Source organism: Paenibacillus sp. ISL-20 (genome assembly GCF_018613005.1).
Lineage (GTDB): Bacteria > Bacillota > Bacilli > Paenibacillales > Paenibacillaceae > Paenibacillus_AQ.
In genome coordinates, this window is record NZ_JAGGRD010000037.1 from 52122 (window position 1) to 67712 (window position 15591).

The 15591-nt window shown below is 48.2% G+C and carries 14 protein-coding genes and 1 pseudogene; 11 read left to right on the top strand and 4 right to left on the bottom strand.

Annotated elements, in window-relative coordinates; translation table 11 throughout:
- Positions 1–2 precede the first annotated feature (2 nt).
- Positions 3–752 carry a Crp/Fnr family transcriptional regulator gene (locus tag J7E85_RS22535; RefSeq protein ID WP_215161705.1) on the top strand — a complete coding sequence of 250 codons (750 nt, stop codon included), beginning with the start codon at positions 3–5 and terminating at the stop codon, positions 750–752.
- A gap of 115 nt (positions 753–867) precedes the next feature.
- Here the strand turns inward: J7E85_RS22535 and J7E85_RS22540 are convergent, their stop codons facing one another.
- Positions 868–1383: a hypothetical protein gene (locus J7E85_RS22540; RefSeq protein WP_215161707.1), complete on the bottom strand. Its 516-nt coding sequence runs from the start codon at positions 1381–1383 to the stop codon at positions 868–870.
- A 327-nt stretch (positions 1384–1710) separates the two neighbouring features.
- Between J7E85_RS22540 and J7E85_RS22545 the strand changes: the two are divergent.
- From J7E85_RS22545 to J7E85_RS22560, 5 genes and pseudogenes are all read left to right on the top strand, one after another.
- Positions 1711–3012 (top strand): annotated as a pseudogene (locus tag J7E85_RS22545) (glycoside hydrolase family 3 protein); the annotation flags it as partial.
- Positions 2996–3286: a carbohydrate-binding protein gene (locus tag J7E85_RS34205; RefSeq protein ID WP_251035956.1), complete on the top strand. Its 291-nt coding sequence runs from the start codon at positions 2996–2998 to the stop codon at positions 3284–3286. The pseudogene J7E85_RS22545 and the gene J7E85_RS34205, both read left to right, overlap by 17 nt.
- A gap of 272 nt (positions 3287–3558) precedes the next feature.
- The gene (locus tag J7E85_RS22550) at positions 3559–4092 is read left to right on the top strand and encodes an RNA polymerase sigma factor (protein WP_215161709.1); all 534 of its coding nucleotides are present in this window, start codon (positions 3559–3561) and stop codon (positions 4090–4092) included.
- On the top strand, positions 4079–5725 hold the full coding sequence (locus J7E85_RS22555; protein WP_215161711.1) for a DUF4179 domain-containing protein: 1647 nt from the start codon (positions 4079–4081) through the stop codon (positions 5723–5725). The genes J7E85_RS22550 and J7E85_RS22555 overlap by 14 nt, the downstream gene beginning before the upstream one ends.
- A gap of 215 nt (positions 5726–5940) precedes the next feature.
- Entirely contained in the window at positions 5941–6387 is a 447-nt protein-coding gene (locus J7E85_RS22560; protein ID WP_215161713.1) for a carboxymuconolactone decarboxylase family protein, read from the top strand.
- Here J7E85_RS22560 and J7E85_RS22565 read toward each other — a convergent pair.
- Positions 6356–7255 (bottom strand): sigma-70 family RNA polymerase sigma factor, encoded by a 900-nt coding sequence (locus tag J7E85_RS22565; RefSeq protein WP_215161715.1) that lies wholly within the window; start codon positions 7253–7255, stop codon positions 6356–6358. The two genes, J7E85_RS22560 and J7E85_RS22565, sit on opposite strands and share 32 nt — an antisense overlap.
- 304 nt (positions 7256–7559) lie before the next feature.
- Here J7E85_RS22565 and J7E85_RS22570 point away from each other — a divergent pair, with 304 nt between their 5' ends.
- The 3 genes from J7E85_RS22570 to J7E85_RS22580 are packed head-to-tail and all read left to right on the top strand — an operon-like array spanning position 7560 to position 9911.
- Positions 7560–8435, top strand: a complete 876-nt coding sequence (locus J7E85_RS22570) for a GGDEF domain-containing protein (RefSeq protein WP_215161717.1) — start codon at positions 7560–7562, stop codon at positions 8433–8435.
- A gap of 44 nt (positions 8436–8479) precedes the next feature.
- Positions 8480–8623, top strand: coding sequence for a hypothetical protein (locus J7E85_RS22575; protein WP_202618850.1), 144 nt, complete (start codon positions 8480–8482; stop codon positions 8621–8623).
- Positions 8616–9911, top strand: coding sequence for a glycosyltransferase family 2 protein (locus J7E85_RS22580; RefSeq protein ID WP_215161719.1), 1296 nt, complete (start codon positions 8616–8618; stop codon positions 9909–9911). The genes J7E85_RS22575 and J7E85_RS22580 overlap by 8 nt, the downstream gene beginning before the upstream one ends.
- Before the next feature lie 119 nt (positions 9912–10030).
- Here J7E85_RS22580 and J7E85_RS22585 read toward each other — a convergent pair whose 3' ends face one another.
- Entirely contained in the window at positions 10031–10255 is a 225-nt protein-coding gene (locus J7E85_RS22585) for a DUF896 domain-containing protein (RefSeq protein WP_098741537.1), read from the bottom strand.
- Between the two features lie 325 nt (positions 10256–10580).
- Here J7E85_RS22585 and J7E85_RS22590 point away from each other — a divergent pair, with 325 nt between their 5' ends.
- Positions 10581–11936, top strand: a complete 1356-nt coding sequence (locus J7E85_RS22590; RefSeq protein ID WP_215161721.1) for a sodium-dependent transporter — start codon at positions 10581–10583, stop codon at positions 11934–11936.
- Positions 11937–12108: 172 nt separating this feature from the next.
- Complete coding sequence (locus tag J7E85_RS22595; protein WP_215161723.1) at positions 12109–13356, top strand: glycosyltransferase family 2 protein; 1248 nt, start codon at positions 12109–12111, stop codon at positions 13354–13356.
- Between the two features lie 829 nt (positions 13357–14185).
- On the opposite strand, the gene J7E85_RS22600 is transcribed toward J7E85_RS22595, so the two are convergent.
- Positions 14186–15346, bottom strand: a complete 1161-nt coding sequence (locus tag J7E85_RS22600) for a GntR family transcriptional regulator (protein ID WP_215161725.1) — start codon at positions 15344–15346, stop codon at positions 14186–14188.
- Between the last annotated feature and the right edge of the window lie 245 nt (positions 15347–15591).

Sequence of the window (15591 nt, forward strand, 5' to 3'; positions counted from 1 at the left end):
GTATGAAACAGAATCGAGCTGCAAGGTCCGAAACATGGAATGGAGGGTTGTTTCCAGCGGGTACTTCCTCTGTCTATTCACAACCGCATCTCGCTCTGATCCGGGAGATGGCCGAACCTGTCCGTTTGTTTGCCGGTGATTATCTATACCAGGAGAATGATCCTGCGGATCGGCTGTACTTTGTAAACCGTGGAAGCTTGAAGGTATCCAAACTGCTGGAAGACGGATTGTCGGCCACCTTATCGCTTCACATCCCCGGCGATCTGTTCGGTGAACCCGATCCGTTCGGACGAGCCGTTCATCAATTCGAAGCCAAAGCCTTGGAGGATAGTGAAGTCGGAATTGTGCCGCAGGCCGAACTGGATAAAGTCATCCGCACCAACGGGGACTTTGCCGTGGAATATATGGGCTGGATGGCACTCATGCAGCGCACCGCGCAAAGCAAATTACGCGACCTTCTGCTGCATGGTAAATCCGGCGCTCTGTGCTCACTGCTGCTGCGACTGTACAATATGTACGGCACGAGTGGGACAATCAAGGATGGGCGATCCATCATTGGCAAGCGGATTACGAATTTGGAAATGGCGGAGATGATTGGTTCCACCCGTGAAAGCGTTAACCGGATATTGAATGAGCTTAAGGATCTAGGCGTGATTTCTACCGAACGGGGACGCATCGTTCTCAATGATCCCGACTATTTACGGAATATCTGCCACTGCGAGGACTGCCCCAAAGAGATTTGCAGAATGTAACGGACGAAAGAAAACAGAAACCTCTCACGAAGAAACGGAGGCGCTTAAGCATCCCTTTCATCGTAGAGGTTTCATAAATCCCTCGTTCTATTCCGTGGTTCATTTCTTTCAGTTTTTAAGTTACTGGCATTCTAACAGCCTTTTCAAACAGCCATGTGGAGAGCTGATCAAAGACCTCCTCTTCCCGATCAACCATTTTATATATTTTCTTTCCTCCCCTTAGAACATAACCTTTTTGATTGATATCCAAAAAATAATCATTTATTTCTCCATCACGATCACGGTAAAAAATAATGAATGCAAACGTAGGCCCCCCATCATTTCTTATGTTTTTGCTGAAAAACGATCTCGGCGACCTCGTATACGACACGGAGTCAAAAATGCTCATCCATTGATTAAGCTCTTCATTTTGGTCTTCGAATTCGATGAGGTAAGGTGTCATGTTAGTTCCTTTCAGGTATAGAAAAGAGATCTTTTCTATTTTAGTAGAATGGGCAATGACGCTTGTAGAAGGCAATCGAACAGAATAATAAATAATCGCCATAGTAGCTGCTAGGAGCACCACTGCTATTGTAATTATGATTTTCTTTTCTCTTGGAATAAAATCACTCCTCTCTTTCGTTTCCTCCATTCATTTCATTCATTAATCTAAACGCTTGATCTAATAACTGGGTTACAGGGAGATCACCGGCAACCCGTTCATCCTTCAGCTTCCCTGACCTTCTTCCCAATCATCAAACACCAGGTTACCAGCGGAGGCGATGAAATCGTCAAATCAGCTGTCCTGAAGGAATCGAAATTTTTACATGAAAATTGCGCTAATTCTCGGTGTATTACGACTCCCCTTAGCAAGCTATGATGGAATTGTACTAACCGTTTTAAGAGAAGCATGAACTTATCGCATGTATAACTGAGAGCGTTTTCATTCCAACTATGCATAGAAATGAGGTTTTGCTCCATGAAATATCCATTCCAGAATCCGGATCTTCCGTTGGAAGAACGGGTTAAAGATCTTGTATCCCGATTGACCTTGGACGAGAAAATTGAATTAATGTGCCAATACCAGTCGGAAATCCCCCGCCTCGGCCTGCAAAAATATAAGCATGGCACCGAAGGGGCTCACGGCGTGGCATGGCTAGGCGAAGCGACCGTGTTCCCGCAAAATACCGGGCTTGCGTGTACCTGGAATCCCGAGCTGATGCGGGAGATCGGATCGGTCATCGCGGAGGAAGCCCGCGTCTATTACCAGCGCGACCGGGCCATCAACGGACTGACCATCTGGGCGCCCACGGTGGATCTGGAACGGGACCCTCGCTGGGGACGCACGGAAGAAGCCTACGGGGAAGACCCGCACCTAACCGGGGAACTCTCCACCGGGCTTGTAAAGGGCATGCAGGGAGACCATCCCTTCTACTACAAAACGGTAGCTACCCTGAAGCACTTCTACGGCAATAACAACGAAGTTGACCGCGGCAGCGCCTCGGTAAGCATCGATCCCAGAAACAAACGCGAGTATTATCTGAAGGCTTTCGAGGCACCGTTCCGGAAAGGGAAAGCCGGTTCCATGATGACTGCGTATAACGGCATCAACGGGACGCCGTGCAACCTGAACCATGAAGTAAACGACATCGTCAAACGGGAATGGGGCATGGACGGATTCGTGGTAGGGGACGCGGGTGACGTTCTCGGCACTGTCATGGACCATCAATATGTATCGTCCTATGCAGAGGCTGTGGCCGGCTCCGTTAAAGCCGGAATCGACAGCATCACCGACGACCAGGACATCTCCTTCCGCGCTCTCCGTGACGCATTGGAGCAAGGGTTATTGGAAGAGCAGGATCTCAATCACGCCCTCCGCAATTCCTTCCGTGTCCGGTTCCGTCTCGGCGAATTCGATCCGGAAGAACGGAATCCTTACAGCCATGTGCCGGAGTCGAAGCTATGCGCGCCCGAGCATGCCGAATTATCTCTTCGAGCCGCCCGGGAATCGATCGTCCTCCTGAAAAACGATGAATTACTGCCCCTTAAGCGTGATCAGTTGAAGTCCGCTGCTGTCATCGGTCCCCTGGCTAACGAAGCATTTACGGATTGGTACAGCGGTACGCCTCCATACCGGATAACGCCGCTTCAGGGCGTGCAGGAGAAAATGGGGGAACGCAGCGTCCATTTTCATACGGGATTAGACCAGGTACGTCTTCGTTCTGCTGTTAGCCGCAAATATATCGCCTTATCTTCGGAAGAGAATGGCGGGCTGTTTGCAAGAAACGGGATGGATCGCTTTCCATGACGTGGATCTCGGCGACGCTTCGGTAACGTTCGAAGCCAGGGTGAGCGGGCATATTAAGGGCGGCGAAATCGCCATTACGACCGGCAGCCCCGATGGTCCTGCTGCCGGAAGCTGCAAGATTCTGCCGACCGGCGGACGCCAAGCCTGGACTACGGTTCAAGCTCAACTGACAGGATTAACTGGACGAGCCGACGTCTTCCTTATCATTAAAGGCGAAGTGCAAATCAGCTGGTTCCGCATAGCCTAAGATGCCAGCGATCCAGTGATAACCTTCTGTAATATGCTTAATCGATGGTTCTAACGAGCCTGTCAGCGGCTTCTAAACTTACAGATATTCATAGAACATCTGCCCTTCTTTTTATATCGTGGGGCAGATGTTCTTTTTTGTTAGAATGAAATCAATTAACAGTTACGGAGACGGACTCAGACCTTCGCTGCATTACGGAAGCAAAAAAAGATGAACCCTTTCCAAGGGTCATTTGTTTAGTAGACATAACGCGAAGAAAGGAGTGCCTTGGATTGACGGAACGCGAGTTATTCGATACTTACAACAAAGATGTGTACCGTACCTGCTACTACATGCTGCGGAACGCGCAAGATGCGGAAGATCTCTGCCACGACGTATTTGTCACCGTATTTCGTCAGGATTGGAGAAGCGTTGAGCATACACGTGCCTGGATCATGCGCATCGCGATGAATCATTGCCTGAACTTGCTTAGAAGAAATCAGACCCAGCGTGACAAGCAAAGCCAGGTCGAGTGGCTCCACGAGCAGACCGCGGCATCGGTTAAATCCGTAGACGCCATCGTATTGGAAAAAGCAGCGGCGGCGGAATGGGAGAAACTGCTGCGGCAGCTTCCGGACAAGCTGATGGCCGTTGTCACACTCCGCTATATCGGTGAGATGTCGATGGCGGAAATTGCCGAAACGCTGAAGATTCCCGTCGGGACGGTTAAATCAAGGCTTCACAAAGCATTGAAAATCATGCGAAAAAAGCTCGAACAGAATAACGGCTTTTGGCTGAAGGGAGAGAAACAATTTGGAACGTTTTGAGAACAGTCTGAAGGACCAGATGAAAACAACGAATAACGTGTCTTATCCTGATTTTGACCGCATGTGGAGCAGCATTCAGCAGAACGAATTGAAGGTGGCCGGGGGTGAATCGGTTCCGCTTCGTCCGCGCAGACGAAAACGGATTGCGATCATCACGGGGATATCCGTCGCCTTGATGGCAACGCCGGTCTATGCAGCCCTGAACTATGATTGGTCCAATCTTCTATCTTACAGGGCCGGTATCCAGTCCGCATTGGAGCAGGGGCTTGGCCAGACGATTGAACAATCCGTTACGAGGGACGGCATCACCTTAACGGTGCACACGGCGTTTATCGATGAGAACCGGACATTCCTGCTCTATAGTTTGAATCCCGGCTCACGGGCTGGTGAGCAATTAGCCTTTGATCATATTGGGCTTAAAGATAAGGAGGGCCATTCCATCGAGGGCCGTTATTCCCATCAGTGGAATGAGGAGCTAGGCGTATTCCAGGGGTATTTTGAAACCGATTGGGTCGCTGACGGCCAGACAGCGAATATTGAGTTTGCCATGGAGAATATCCATTTTACCGGCGATGGCACACAGTCCCTCAACTACGACCCTAGTAACCCCAATACACAGGGATTCCCTATCCAGAAAGATGGCATTGACAGCGTGAGCTTGCAGTCATTCGATCAATCCGATGGAAATGTCCTGCTTCGAACGGCCATTACGTATACGGATCCCGAGATGAGCAGTAGAGGCTGGGTGCGAGTAGAGGCCATCAATGACAAGCGTGAGATTATCAAGGAAACCGAGCCTTCCTTTAATGGAACCCCAGGTGCAGCTGGAGAATTTATAAATCAGCAAATATTCAAGTCCGACCATTTGCTTGCAGAAGGAACTGCTTTCCAGCTTACTTATGATCGCACACTTGAAACCGCAAAGGGTACTTGGAGCTCAGATATGGCCCTGTCCAAGAAACAAATGGACAATGGAACGTTTAAAGAAACGCTAAATATCCCTGTTGATCAGCTTCCTGGCGGAACGAAGATCCATGAAATGATCATTACGCCAACCCAAGTCCGGCTGATCCTGACCCATGAAGAAAAATACACGCAGGTTCCTTACATGGAATACCAACTGGATATAGGCGGAACGCTATTGAACGGAAATATATGGTCTGTTCAGGGACAACACAATAAAACGGAGCTGCGATTTGAAATGACCGGACTGAATGCGGCCTCCCTGGCGAACCAGCCTGTGTCCCTGATCACCAAGCACCGCGTCGATGCATATGATGGAGACAAGAGTCCGATCCGCTTGACCGATATTTCGGCTAAGCATCAGACCATAACGACCAGCATTGCGGGTTATCCGATCACATGGATCTATTACATGAAGGAGAATAACCTCTATGTGGAATCCTCCAGCGCAGATCCGGCGTTCGGAGGCGTTAACCAAACCTATTATCTTGAAGGCAACGACCGGAACTATGGAATGCCAGCCATGACTAGCCTGTTCGGCGATGACAACAATAAACATATGGACGTGTATGAGAATTTCGACAAGACCGAGCTTGAGGTGTATATTTCGAAGTATGCCACTCATAAGCGAGACGATGTATTACGCATTCCGCTTAAGGCCGAAAAATAACATATAAAACGTTATAAATGACAAAGAAACCCTCTGGATGAACATGAATGCTGCCCGGAACGGCGCTTCTGCCAAGAAGCGCAGTCCCTTTTCGGTCTTTCGTTCTCTACCTTTGAAGGGTTTCTTTCTTTTTTCCTTTGGACATGTCACAATTCTGCACCGCGAACTGTCATATGGGTGAATATCAAAAATCATACCAAAAAGGGGAACTGAACATGGAACTGCGAATGAATTACCGGTCGGCCAATCCCGAAGCCTTCAAAACCCTGCTTGCCCTGGAGCAAGCGGCCCAAAAAAGCGGACTCGATCACAGGCTGTACGAAATCATTAAGCTCCGGGCATCCCAGATCAACGGCTGCTCCTACTGCGTGGATATGCATTCCAAGGATCTGCTCTCCATGGGCGAAAGCGTGGATCGCCTCCTCCTTCTGCCGATGTGGCGGGAAGTCCCGATATATTCCGACGAAGAACGGGCCATCATCGAATTGACGGAGTGCGTGACCAAGCTGTCCGAGGCCGGCGTTCCTGCAGATGTATACGAACGCGTCCGCAAGCATTTTGACGAGAAGCAATTCGTCGATCTGGTCATGGCGATCACGACGATCAATGCCTGGAACCGGATCGGTGTCGCTACAGGGCTGTTCCCGGGCTGTTTTGATTAAACAGCTGTAATTTATCCGGATTCACCACAAGAAAAATCCGACGGATGCGGGATAGATCGGGTTCCCACTCTACCGTCAGCACCATGGAGACCCTACCGTCCCGCCTCAGCAATAAGCCAGGCTCTCCGTTTACGGAGACAGGCTCAAACCCTTCCCGAAACGAGCCTTTGGCAGATAATCCCTCGAAGAAAGCACGTACCCGTTCAACGCCCAATATCGGATTGATGGCTGCCCTCGCTTTGCCGCCCCCATCCGATAGCAGCGTAACCTCCTCCTTCAGGAAAGACAACAGCGGCTTAAAATTGCCCATATCGGACGCCCGCAGGAATGCTTCAACGAAGCGTTCCTGCGTTTCCGTCCGGACGTTTTCTCCCTTAGGCCTCTCCGTGACCTGCCCCATTTTCTGCTTGGCGCGGCTGAAGGTCTTGCGGCAGCTGATCTCCGTCTTTTCAAGCATCTCCGCTATGACCTGATATTCAAGACCCAGCGTATCCTTGGCGATATAAATGGCACGTTCCAGCGGCGTTAACCGTTGAAGCAGCACCAGGTAGGCATAACCAATCGTTTCGCGGCGTTCCGCAGGATCGGACCACTTCAGCATGTCATAGTCCGGTATCGGCTCAGGCAGCCAGGGACCAGTATACGTTTCGCGCTGGCGTCTGGACGATTTCAACAGGTTGATGCAGCGGTTCGTTGTCATTTTGGCCAAATATGCCTTCTCATTCAGTACTTCTCCTCGATCCATCTGCACGAATTGGGAAAAAACATCCTGCACAATGTCCTCCGCATCCGCCACACTCCCCAGCATCCGATAGGCCAGGCCGAACATCATCGGCTTGTATTCGGTATAGATTTGATCCAATAACATCAGGCACACCTTCTTATTCTGTATATTCTCTAGCATGAAAGCTACACCACTTATAAGACAAACGGGATATACCACCTGTGACATCATGAAGACGTTATTGTCTACTCTACCCCATATGCCAAGATTTCCGTAAGGGTCAGTTGAAAGGAGAATTCCAGGGTCAGTGGACTTTAAATTCGTTATCCAATGTGTAGATTATGTCAACGTTCGATAAATCTATCGACATTTGGGTAATTTTTAAATAACATTGGAATGGCCTAACTACTGCGATAAAAGGTTTAAGAGATTAGAAAGTAGGTAAAACATGAAAAAGTCCACCCCTTTACGTCGCGTCGAACTCGGTTATTTTCTGCTGATTGCTCTCGCCATGGTCCAGCAGTTGTTCATATTCTGGAACATCTATGTAAACCAAAGTTTTACTTTCACGGAATTCCTGTTCAGCGTCGGTACACTGGGCGCCTTATTGATCGGCTTCTTTCTTCCGGTAGGCGTTTCGACGGTTACGGTGTTTGTGTATTTGGTCACTTATTTCGTATGGTTGTCCACTCTGGCCCCGGTCAATGCACTCACACTCTCCTGGATTCTGCTGCTGCCCGCCAATACCACCATTGCTATCTTCATCAAGCTAGCTCTGGTGCGAAGCCGAAGGTTCATAAGGCGTCTCGAGCAATTGAGGAAAACCAACCCGGATATCGACATCGACACCTCCCTTGGCAGCAAGGATGCTTTCGCAGATACGCTGGTGAAACAAGCCAATCTGGCCAATCGCTATTCGGATCAGTACAGTTTCTGCATCATGATGTTTAAGCTCGATTTTCTCCCCCTGACTAGGGAGTCTGTCGGATCACACCGTTTTGCCAAGCTGATCATGGAACTGTCGAGCACGATTCAGAAGCAGATTCGTTATGAGGACTATAAATTCTCCATTGGAGAAGGACGCTTTATCATTCTGTGCCCGCTCACCAAGCCGGAATATCTCAAAAGCCTTATGGAGCGCATCAAAGTCGCCATGATGAACGTCCCCTTCCGTGACAAGAAAGGCATGTCCCTCAAGCTTGTGGTCCGCGCCGGCGGCCTCGTATTTCAGAAGGAGCAATTTAGCCGATATGAAAATATCGATGACGTCATCTCCGCATTAGAACGAAATACCGAAACCGACCTCATCGGGGAATATATTTAACTAAGTTAAATTACCATCATCAATAAAAAGGAGGCTTTCAGCCGATGTCGTATACCAACTGGTTTATCCCTCTGTGCATCGGGGTCAGCATCGTGTTCTCCATAGCCATCATTATTCTGACGATTGCCACCTTAAGCTTCCGTTCGAAAGTCAAACGAAAATACGATCGGGGGAAGTTCAGTGACTGACTTTTTCCTGGTCATCTCCATTATCAGTATATGGATTGCCGTACTGGAATCGATCATTATTATGGCCGGGGCCATCGTGTTCATTCATAAACAAAGCCGGCAGAAGCTGGTGAATCCAAGCAGTCTGGAGGATTTTCCTACCGTGTCGGTCATGGTGCCCGCGCATAACGAGGAATTGGTCATCCAGGCAACAGTAGAGCACATTCTGGAGATGAATTATCCGCATCACAAAATGCAGGTGATTGTCATCGCCGACAATTGCAAGGATCATACGGCCGAGCGCTTAAGGGCGCTGAAAGCCAATGAACGTTACCTGGACCGCGACTTTCTTATTCTGGAGAGAACCGGAACCGGGGGCAAATCAGGCGCCCTGAACGACGCGCTTAAGCAGGCAACAGGCGAATGGATCTGTGTCTACGACGCGGATGCCGCACCTGAAAAAAACGCGCTGTTGTTCCTGACGCAGAAGGCGATGGAGCAGCCTGAACGCTACGGGGCTGTCTTCGGCCGCAACAAGGCCCGAAACCGCGGACAGAATTTTCTGTCCCGCTGCATCAATCTGGAGCTGGTGACCATACAGCGCGTGCATCACACTGGATTATGGCAGCTATTTAAGCTGGGCACCATTCCGGGCACGAACTTTATCGTGAAAACCGCGCTCATTCAGGACATCGGCGGATGGGATGAGCATGCGATCACGGAAGATACCGCGATTTCGTTCGAGATCCTGACGAGAGGGCAGCTTATTGCGCTGGCTCCGCAAGCCGAAGCTTATCAGCAGGAGCCCGAGGATCTGAAGGTCTACATGAAACAGCGCGAACGCTGGGCCAAAGGCAACTACAGCGTTGTCACAGACAATATTCACCATCTGTTTGATCGGACAAGTTGGCGCATTAAGCTGCATGTGCTGTATTACGCGGCCAGTTACTTCTGGTTTATGATTGCCATTATCATCTCGGATATTATTTTTGTCGCCAACATTGTGTATCAGATCATCGCCCTGTTTAACCCGGCCGTCGCCTCCCCTTTCCGGTTTGAGGGTGATGTGTATATGTATCTCATCATAGCTTGGGCCTTAATGTATTACATCTACGTCCTGCAGATTAACCTGGCGCTCGCAGCGGACATTGGCCAGAGCCACACACGCAACTTCATTCTCTCCTGCGTGTCGTACTTCACCTACGCTCAGTTGTTCCTCTTCATTTCCGTCAAGGCCTTCTACTCCTTGGTCGTGGATAAAATCACGGGCAGGGAGTCCAAGTGGTACAAGACGGAGCGGTTTGGATAGAGACGCCCTACGCAACTGTGTTTAAAACAAAGAAGGGATCGCCATGACATGGCGACCCCTTCTTTGTTTTATTATGTTCACCATACTGTGTAAAGGCGTTATACAGTAACGGCAATTTACTATTCTCTTAGCTTCTTCTGCTCATGACGAAGTTTCTCAGGTGTCACGTCGTTTCCGTCGGGATCCACGATGCTTAATCCCGAGAAGGTGCTTAGAACCTGTCCGCGAATTTCACGCAGATAGTCCGTGCGCAAAACTTGCTGTTCGGCTTTTTCCGCGGCAGTGAGCACGCCCTCCCGCTGTTTTTTAGCCAATTCATTAATCCGGGTTAAGCTTTTGATCATGATATCCCTCTTTTCCATATGATTTTAATTTATCTTAATATAAAGATATAACAACATAAGATATTTGTCAACCCCCGCCAACTTCCACCTCCGGAAGGTTGAATTTGTGATTTTTTCCCTACCCAAAGTCTCTTCATTTCCTTAAACTTGGTGTTTAAGGTTTATTTATTTACAAATCGTGGTTATTGTTAGTATTGAAACCTTTGTGTTCGCAGCATAATAAAAAAAGCAAGTCCTCATCCCTTAGGAAAAATTACTTATGCCTTTCTGGCAGAACTTGAAATATAATAGAGGAACTTAACTTTAATTAACTGGGGGAACATCTATGAAATCTCAGCTCAACAACCCAGCTTCAACGGGGAAAAATGATCGTTTTTCCTCTGCTGGATTTATTCTGGCCGCGATCGGGAGCTCTGTCGGCCTCGGAAACATGTGGAAGTTTCCTTACATTACGGGAGAACACGGCGGCGCAGCTTTCTTCCTGCTCTTTATAATCTGTCTCATCGTGATCGGTCTGCCCGTCCTGTTGGCCGAGCTTGCCATCGGACGAGCTGGCCGTGGGAGTGCTGCAACTTCCTTCGTTAAAGCGGGCGGACCGAAAATCTTCGGTCATCTTGGATTGCTCCAGGTCATTGCACCGTTTCTCATTCTGACCTTCTATGTTATTGTGGCAGGCTGGACGCTACATTATGCGGTCATGTCATTTAGCGGCAATCTGTACAACAATACCGATTTCGGTGGTCAATTTACTACGTTTACGGAAGGCTACATGCCGATTATATGGCAATTCGCCGCTATTATTATTACCGGATGGGTTGTAGCCAAAGGAATTTCCGGAGGGATCGAAAAATTCAACAAGGTTCTGATTCCGGGCCTGATCATTCTGTTGATTGTACTAATGATCCGTGCGGTAACCTTGCCAGGAGCCGGCGCGGGCGTATCCTTCTTCTTGAATCCTGACTTCTCGAAGCTAAGCCCGGAAGCGGCGCTGGTCGCGCTGGGACATGCCTTCTTCTCCCTTTCGCTGGGGATGGGGATTCTGTTGACCTACGGCGCTTATGTGGATAAGCGGCAATCGCTAGGTCCGGCAACCCTTGCCATCGGCGCGGGTGACCTGATTTACGCGTTTATTGCCGGGCTCATTATATTCCCGACAACCGCTTCCTTCGGGATTGAGCCGAATGCCGGACCTTCTCTTGTCTTCATTGCCTTACCGGCTGCCTTCTCAGCCATGCCACTGGGTTCTTTTTTCGGGGGATTGTTCTTCATTCTTCTAGCCATCGCGGCCTTAACCTCCTCCGTCTCATTGCTGGAGGTCCCAACCTCGTATGTCATGGACCGCTGGCATTGGGGACGTACAAAAGCCGTAATCGTCATTAGCGCGCTGGTTATGCTGGTCGGTCTACCCTCGGCGTTGTCATTCGGCATCGTACCTGGGCTTTCCGATATCGGGGGCAAAAACTTCTTCGATTGGCTGGATTTCATCACATCCAATATTCTGCTTCCGGTCGGGGGTCTGATCACCACTCTCTTTGCAGGATACTTCTGGAAGAAGGCGGCAGATGCCGCTGGCCTGAAAGCCGGCTGGTTCCGGGTATGGCTGTTCATGCTCCGTTATATCGCGCCAGTACTCGTATTTTTGGTGCTGCTTCATACCACGGGTGTGATCAAGTTCGATTAATTGTAACCAAGGCAAAGGCAATCTCATCGTCACACGGGGCGAATGGGGTTGCCTTTTTTATCCGGATTTAAGAATTCTGAAACAAGACTCTACTTGACGTAGATGAAACCTATACATACTATGGAATAGCCTTTTATATATAAAAATTTCAGTAAAAAGGGTTGAGCAAGTAATGAGTTTTGAGTATGTATTTGGTGTTGGATTAACCTTAATTCAATGCCTCCTACTATTCTTCTGGGCATATTGGATGCTCATCAGTCTCTTTGGCTTTGGAAAACCAAAGAGACTCAAAGAATATGAACCTTTGAAAAGATTTCTTCTCATGATTCCTGCGCACAACGAAGAAGCGGTTATCGGACACCTTGTCGAGAATCTTCATAAAATGGACTACCCGAGGGAACTCTATGAAGTGTGCGTTATTGCTGATGGATGTATGGATAATACAAGTGAAATCGCTAGAAAACTTGGTGCTGTTGTTATTGAACATACCTACCTGCCAGGAGACCAAAAGGGGAAGCCTTATGGAATCAAATACGCCATTGAGCAGTATGGAGATAGGTTAATCGATGATTTTGACGGTATCGCCTTCTTCGATGCCGACAACCTGGTCTCGTTGAACTATTTAAGGGAAATGAATAACCACTTGTTGAACGGGGATCAATTAATACAATGTTACCTGGATTCTAAGAATCCCAATGACAACTGGGTGACAATAGGTTACTCTGTAAGCTACGTTTTCATGAACCGCTCTTGGCAGCTTGCTAAGTCCAGATTAGGCTTAGGAAACGCGATCGGTGGAACTGGGTTCTGCGTAGACATAACTCTGTTCAAAACCATCGGTTGGACCGCTCGTTCCTTAACAGAAGACCTTGAGTTCACGATGCAGTGTTTGCTTGAAGGAGTACCAGCTAAATGGTGTCACTTTGCGCGCGTGTACGATGAGAAGCCGGAAAGTTTCAAGTCTTCCTGCATTCAACGTCTCCGATGGGCAAGAGGGCATTGGGATGTTTGCTTTAAATACGCTCACAGATTAATTTGGAGATTCATTAGCAAGCTAGACTTCAAAGCTTTTGATGGTTTTATGTACCTTATTAATCCTGGCAAGATTGTTCTAAGTGCTGCAACTGGTCTCCTTATTTTCATATCCATGGCTACCGACTTATTAGATGCTCATCATTTGATTCCTTGGCAAATTTGGATGATATGCTTGTTATTCCAATTCATTTACGTAGGATACGCACAGTTTCTCGATTCGAAAAATAAAGTAAACCTCTTCCGGAGCTATGCATACCTGTACTTCTTCAATCTAACTTATGTACCACTGTTCCTTTGGTCACTCATTACAATGAAGAACGTAAATTGGAATCCTACCAAGCATACAAGAGCTATTCATTTGAGCGATATTGAAGTAGAAGACTAGAAATGGAAGTACCAATGGTGCTATAAGTGCGTGTTCAAAAAGGTCGATTTTCAGCACCGAAGCTTATGCTTCCGATGTGCGTTTTTTCAAAACGCTTCAGTTGGATGAAGCTAGGGACGTCAGGAGCGGAGCGTACGTTTTGGGTACGTGAGCACCGGAAGGCCCGGCTGAATTCAAGATTCAATGCCGAGCTGCTTCCTGATTCGCTTCGTGATCAAAAGCGGACTTTTTGAACAACCTCTATAAGAATGAGTTCCTAAAAGAAATGTGAAGCGATCATGGTTCATGGGTATCCCCCTAGAATGTTGATCCAACAGTCCCATTTGGTGGAATTATTTAACGGAGCTACGATTTATTTCGGTTATTTCGCTAACAACTGCTATTTCCCGAGAAATAATGACATATGATTTAGACGAAAGCTTGAGATTTATATGGATAGTTCTGCAAAACAAAATAGTTTACGCGCAATTAAGTGGATAGTATAACCTACAGTCGTTTAATTCCTTTCAACCCTCTAGTTAATATGTCAACATATAAAAAAATTTCAAATGTTATATCAGATTCCAGCGATCTCCACATCAGATCTAATCCATCATTCATTCAGAAGAAGTACAAACAAACCATGCACTCACCTATTCATGAGCGCATGGTTTGTATTTGTTCTTCCCCTAATCCGGTTCGATTCCATTCCGTGCTCGATCACGCATCGTCTTCGAAATCAAAATTCAATTCCGCGATATAGCGGTATCAGGTGGATTACGTTATATCGTGCTATACATGCATATGTGGCTGCGCGTCACCGCACAGAAGTTTAGACAAAGTTTGCTGGTTATTTCTTTACAGGCCCGGTAGATGCTCCAACCACCAATTCCGCCGGCAATCGCTTCTCAACGGCTACATCATCGTGATTCATGATGCCCAATACCGTCTCGATCGCCAGCCTGCCCATCTCTTCCTCGTTCTGCCGCATATGGGTAAACAAATAACCCTCACCGATATTTAGCTGCGGACTGTCGAAGCATATGATGGATACGTCCTCCGGCACCCGCAGACCGAGGCGCTCTGCCGCAACCTTGGCTAGCAAAGCAATGTTATATTCGATCGCAAAAAAGGCCGTAATCGACGGGTGATCCTGCAAATGCTGCACGATCCGCTGGATTTCGCGTTCAATATTGCTCTCGTGGAAGGCATTGGGCAAAGTGGCCGTCACGTCGCTAATCCAGATTTCCTTATCAAACGCGATGCCCCGGGCGGCATGAGCCTGCACGAACCCTTCAATCCGTTCTTCAACCGCTGTCGTATCTCTCGGCGGAGGAGACAGCAGAGAAATATGACGGTGACCCAAATCGAATAAATGCTCCACCGCCTGCACGGCTGCCCCAAGATTATCTGTACTGATGGAAGCCGCTGCGACTCCCTTCAGCTTGCGATCAATCAGAACAAGCGGGAAACGGGAAATCACCATCTTCAATATTTCGGCATTGAAATATTCCCCCTGAGCGGGAAATACGATGAGTCCGTTCACGCCGAGATTACGCAGCTTCTGAATGGATAATTCCTCATTATCCTGGTCTCCAAATGTTCTGCGCAGTACCAGAAAACAGTCATTGTCCCTCGAATACTGCTCCATGCTGTAGATAAGACGCGTTCCATAGCTTGAAGAAAAGTCTGTAATGACGAGCCCGATCATCTTCTCCCGGCTGGCCGCTGCAGCATCTGTGCTCTCTGAGGAGAGAGGTTCCCTGTGTACCACAGGCTCATCCGGATCAGCTACGAACGATCCCTTGCCCGGCTTGCGTACAATCACGCCTTCGGCCGCCAGCAGATCCAATGCTTTTTTGCTTGTGATTCGACTAACTCCGTATTCATCCGCGAGTTCCTTCTCCGAAGGGACTTTATCGCCTATCCGAAAAATATGGGTTGAGATCTTTCGCTTCATCTCATTAAAAATTTGTTCATACATCGGCTTCGTGGAAGCTGCATCTTTCAAATTGATATCCCTCCAACGGTACTCCAAAACCTACTAATTTATATAACAATATAACATGATATATTCAAATTGTCCATGTTGAACGGATACTGCTTACAAATAAAAACAATCTGAACAGTCCCAACCATGACAAAACAGCGCCGCATAGTCTTTCGCCGGAAAGACTCATGCTGGAGGCGCTGTTCTCTGTCGACTACCTATTCCATTTGCCGCCGGTACTGGATGTACCCGCTCAAGCAGAGCAC

Bases quoted from the DNA above. Each gene is read 5' to 3' on its own strand.
- J7E85_RS22585 (WP_098741537.1), bottom strand. From the start codon at position 10,255: ATGATCAAAAGCTTAACCCGGATTAATGAATTGGCTAAAAAACAGCGG.
- J7E85_RS22595 (WP_215161723.1), top strand. From the start codon at position 12,109: ATGAGTTTTGAGTATGTATTTGGTGTTGGATTAACCTTAATTCAATGC.
- J7E85_RS22535 (WP_215161705.1), top strand. From the start codon at position 3: ATGAAACAGAATCGAGCTGCAAGGTCCGAAACATGGAATGGAGGGTTG.
- J7E85_RS22590 (WP_215161721.1), top strand. From the start codon at position 10,581: ATGAAATCTCAGCTCAACAACCCAGCTTCAACGGGGAAAAATGATCGT.
- J7E85_RS22540 (WP_215161707.1), bottom strand. From the start codon at position 1,383: ATGGAGGAAACGAAAGAGAGGAGTGATTTTATTCCAAGAGAAAAGAAA.
- J7E85_RS22560 (WP_215161713.1), top strand. From the start codon at position 5,941: ATGGAACTGCGAATGAATTACCGGTCGGCCAATCCCGAAGCCTTCAAA.
- J7E85_RS22575 (WP_202618850.1), top strand. From the start codon at position 8,480: ATGTCGTATACCAACTGGTTTATCCCTCTGTGCATCGGGGTCAGCATC.
- J7E85_RS34205 (WP_251035956.1), top strand. From the start codon at position 2,996: ATGGCGGGCTGTTTGCAAGAAACGGGATGGATCGCTTTCCATGACGTG.
- J7E85_RS22565 (WP_215161715.1), bottom strand. From the start codon at position 7,255: ATGTTATTGGATCAAATCTATACCGAATACAAGCCGATGATGTTCGGC.
- J7E85_RS22570 (WP_215161717.1), top strand. From the start codon at position 7,560: ATGAAAAAGTCCACCCCTTTACGTCGCGTCGAACTCGGTTATTTTCTG.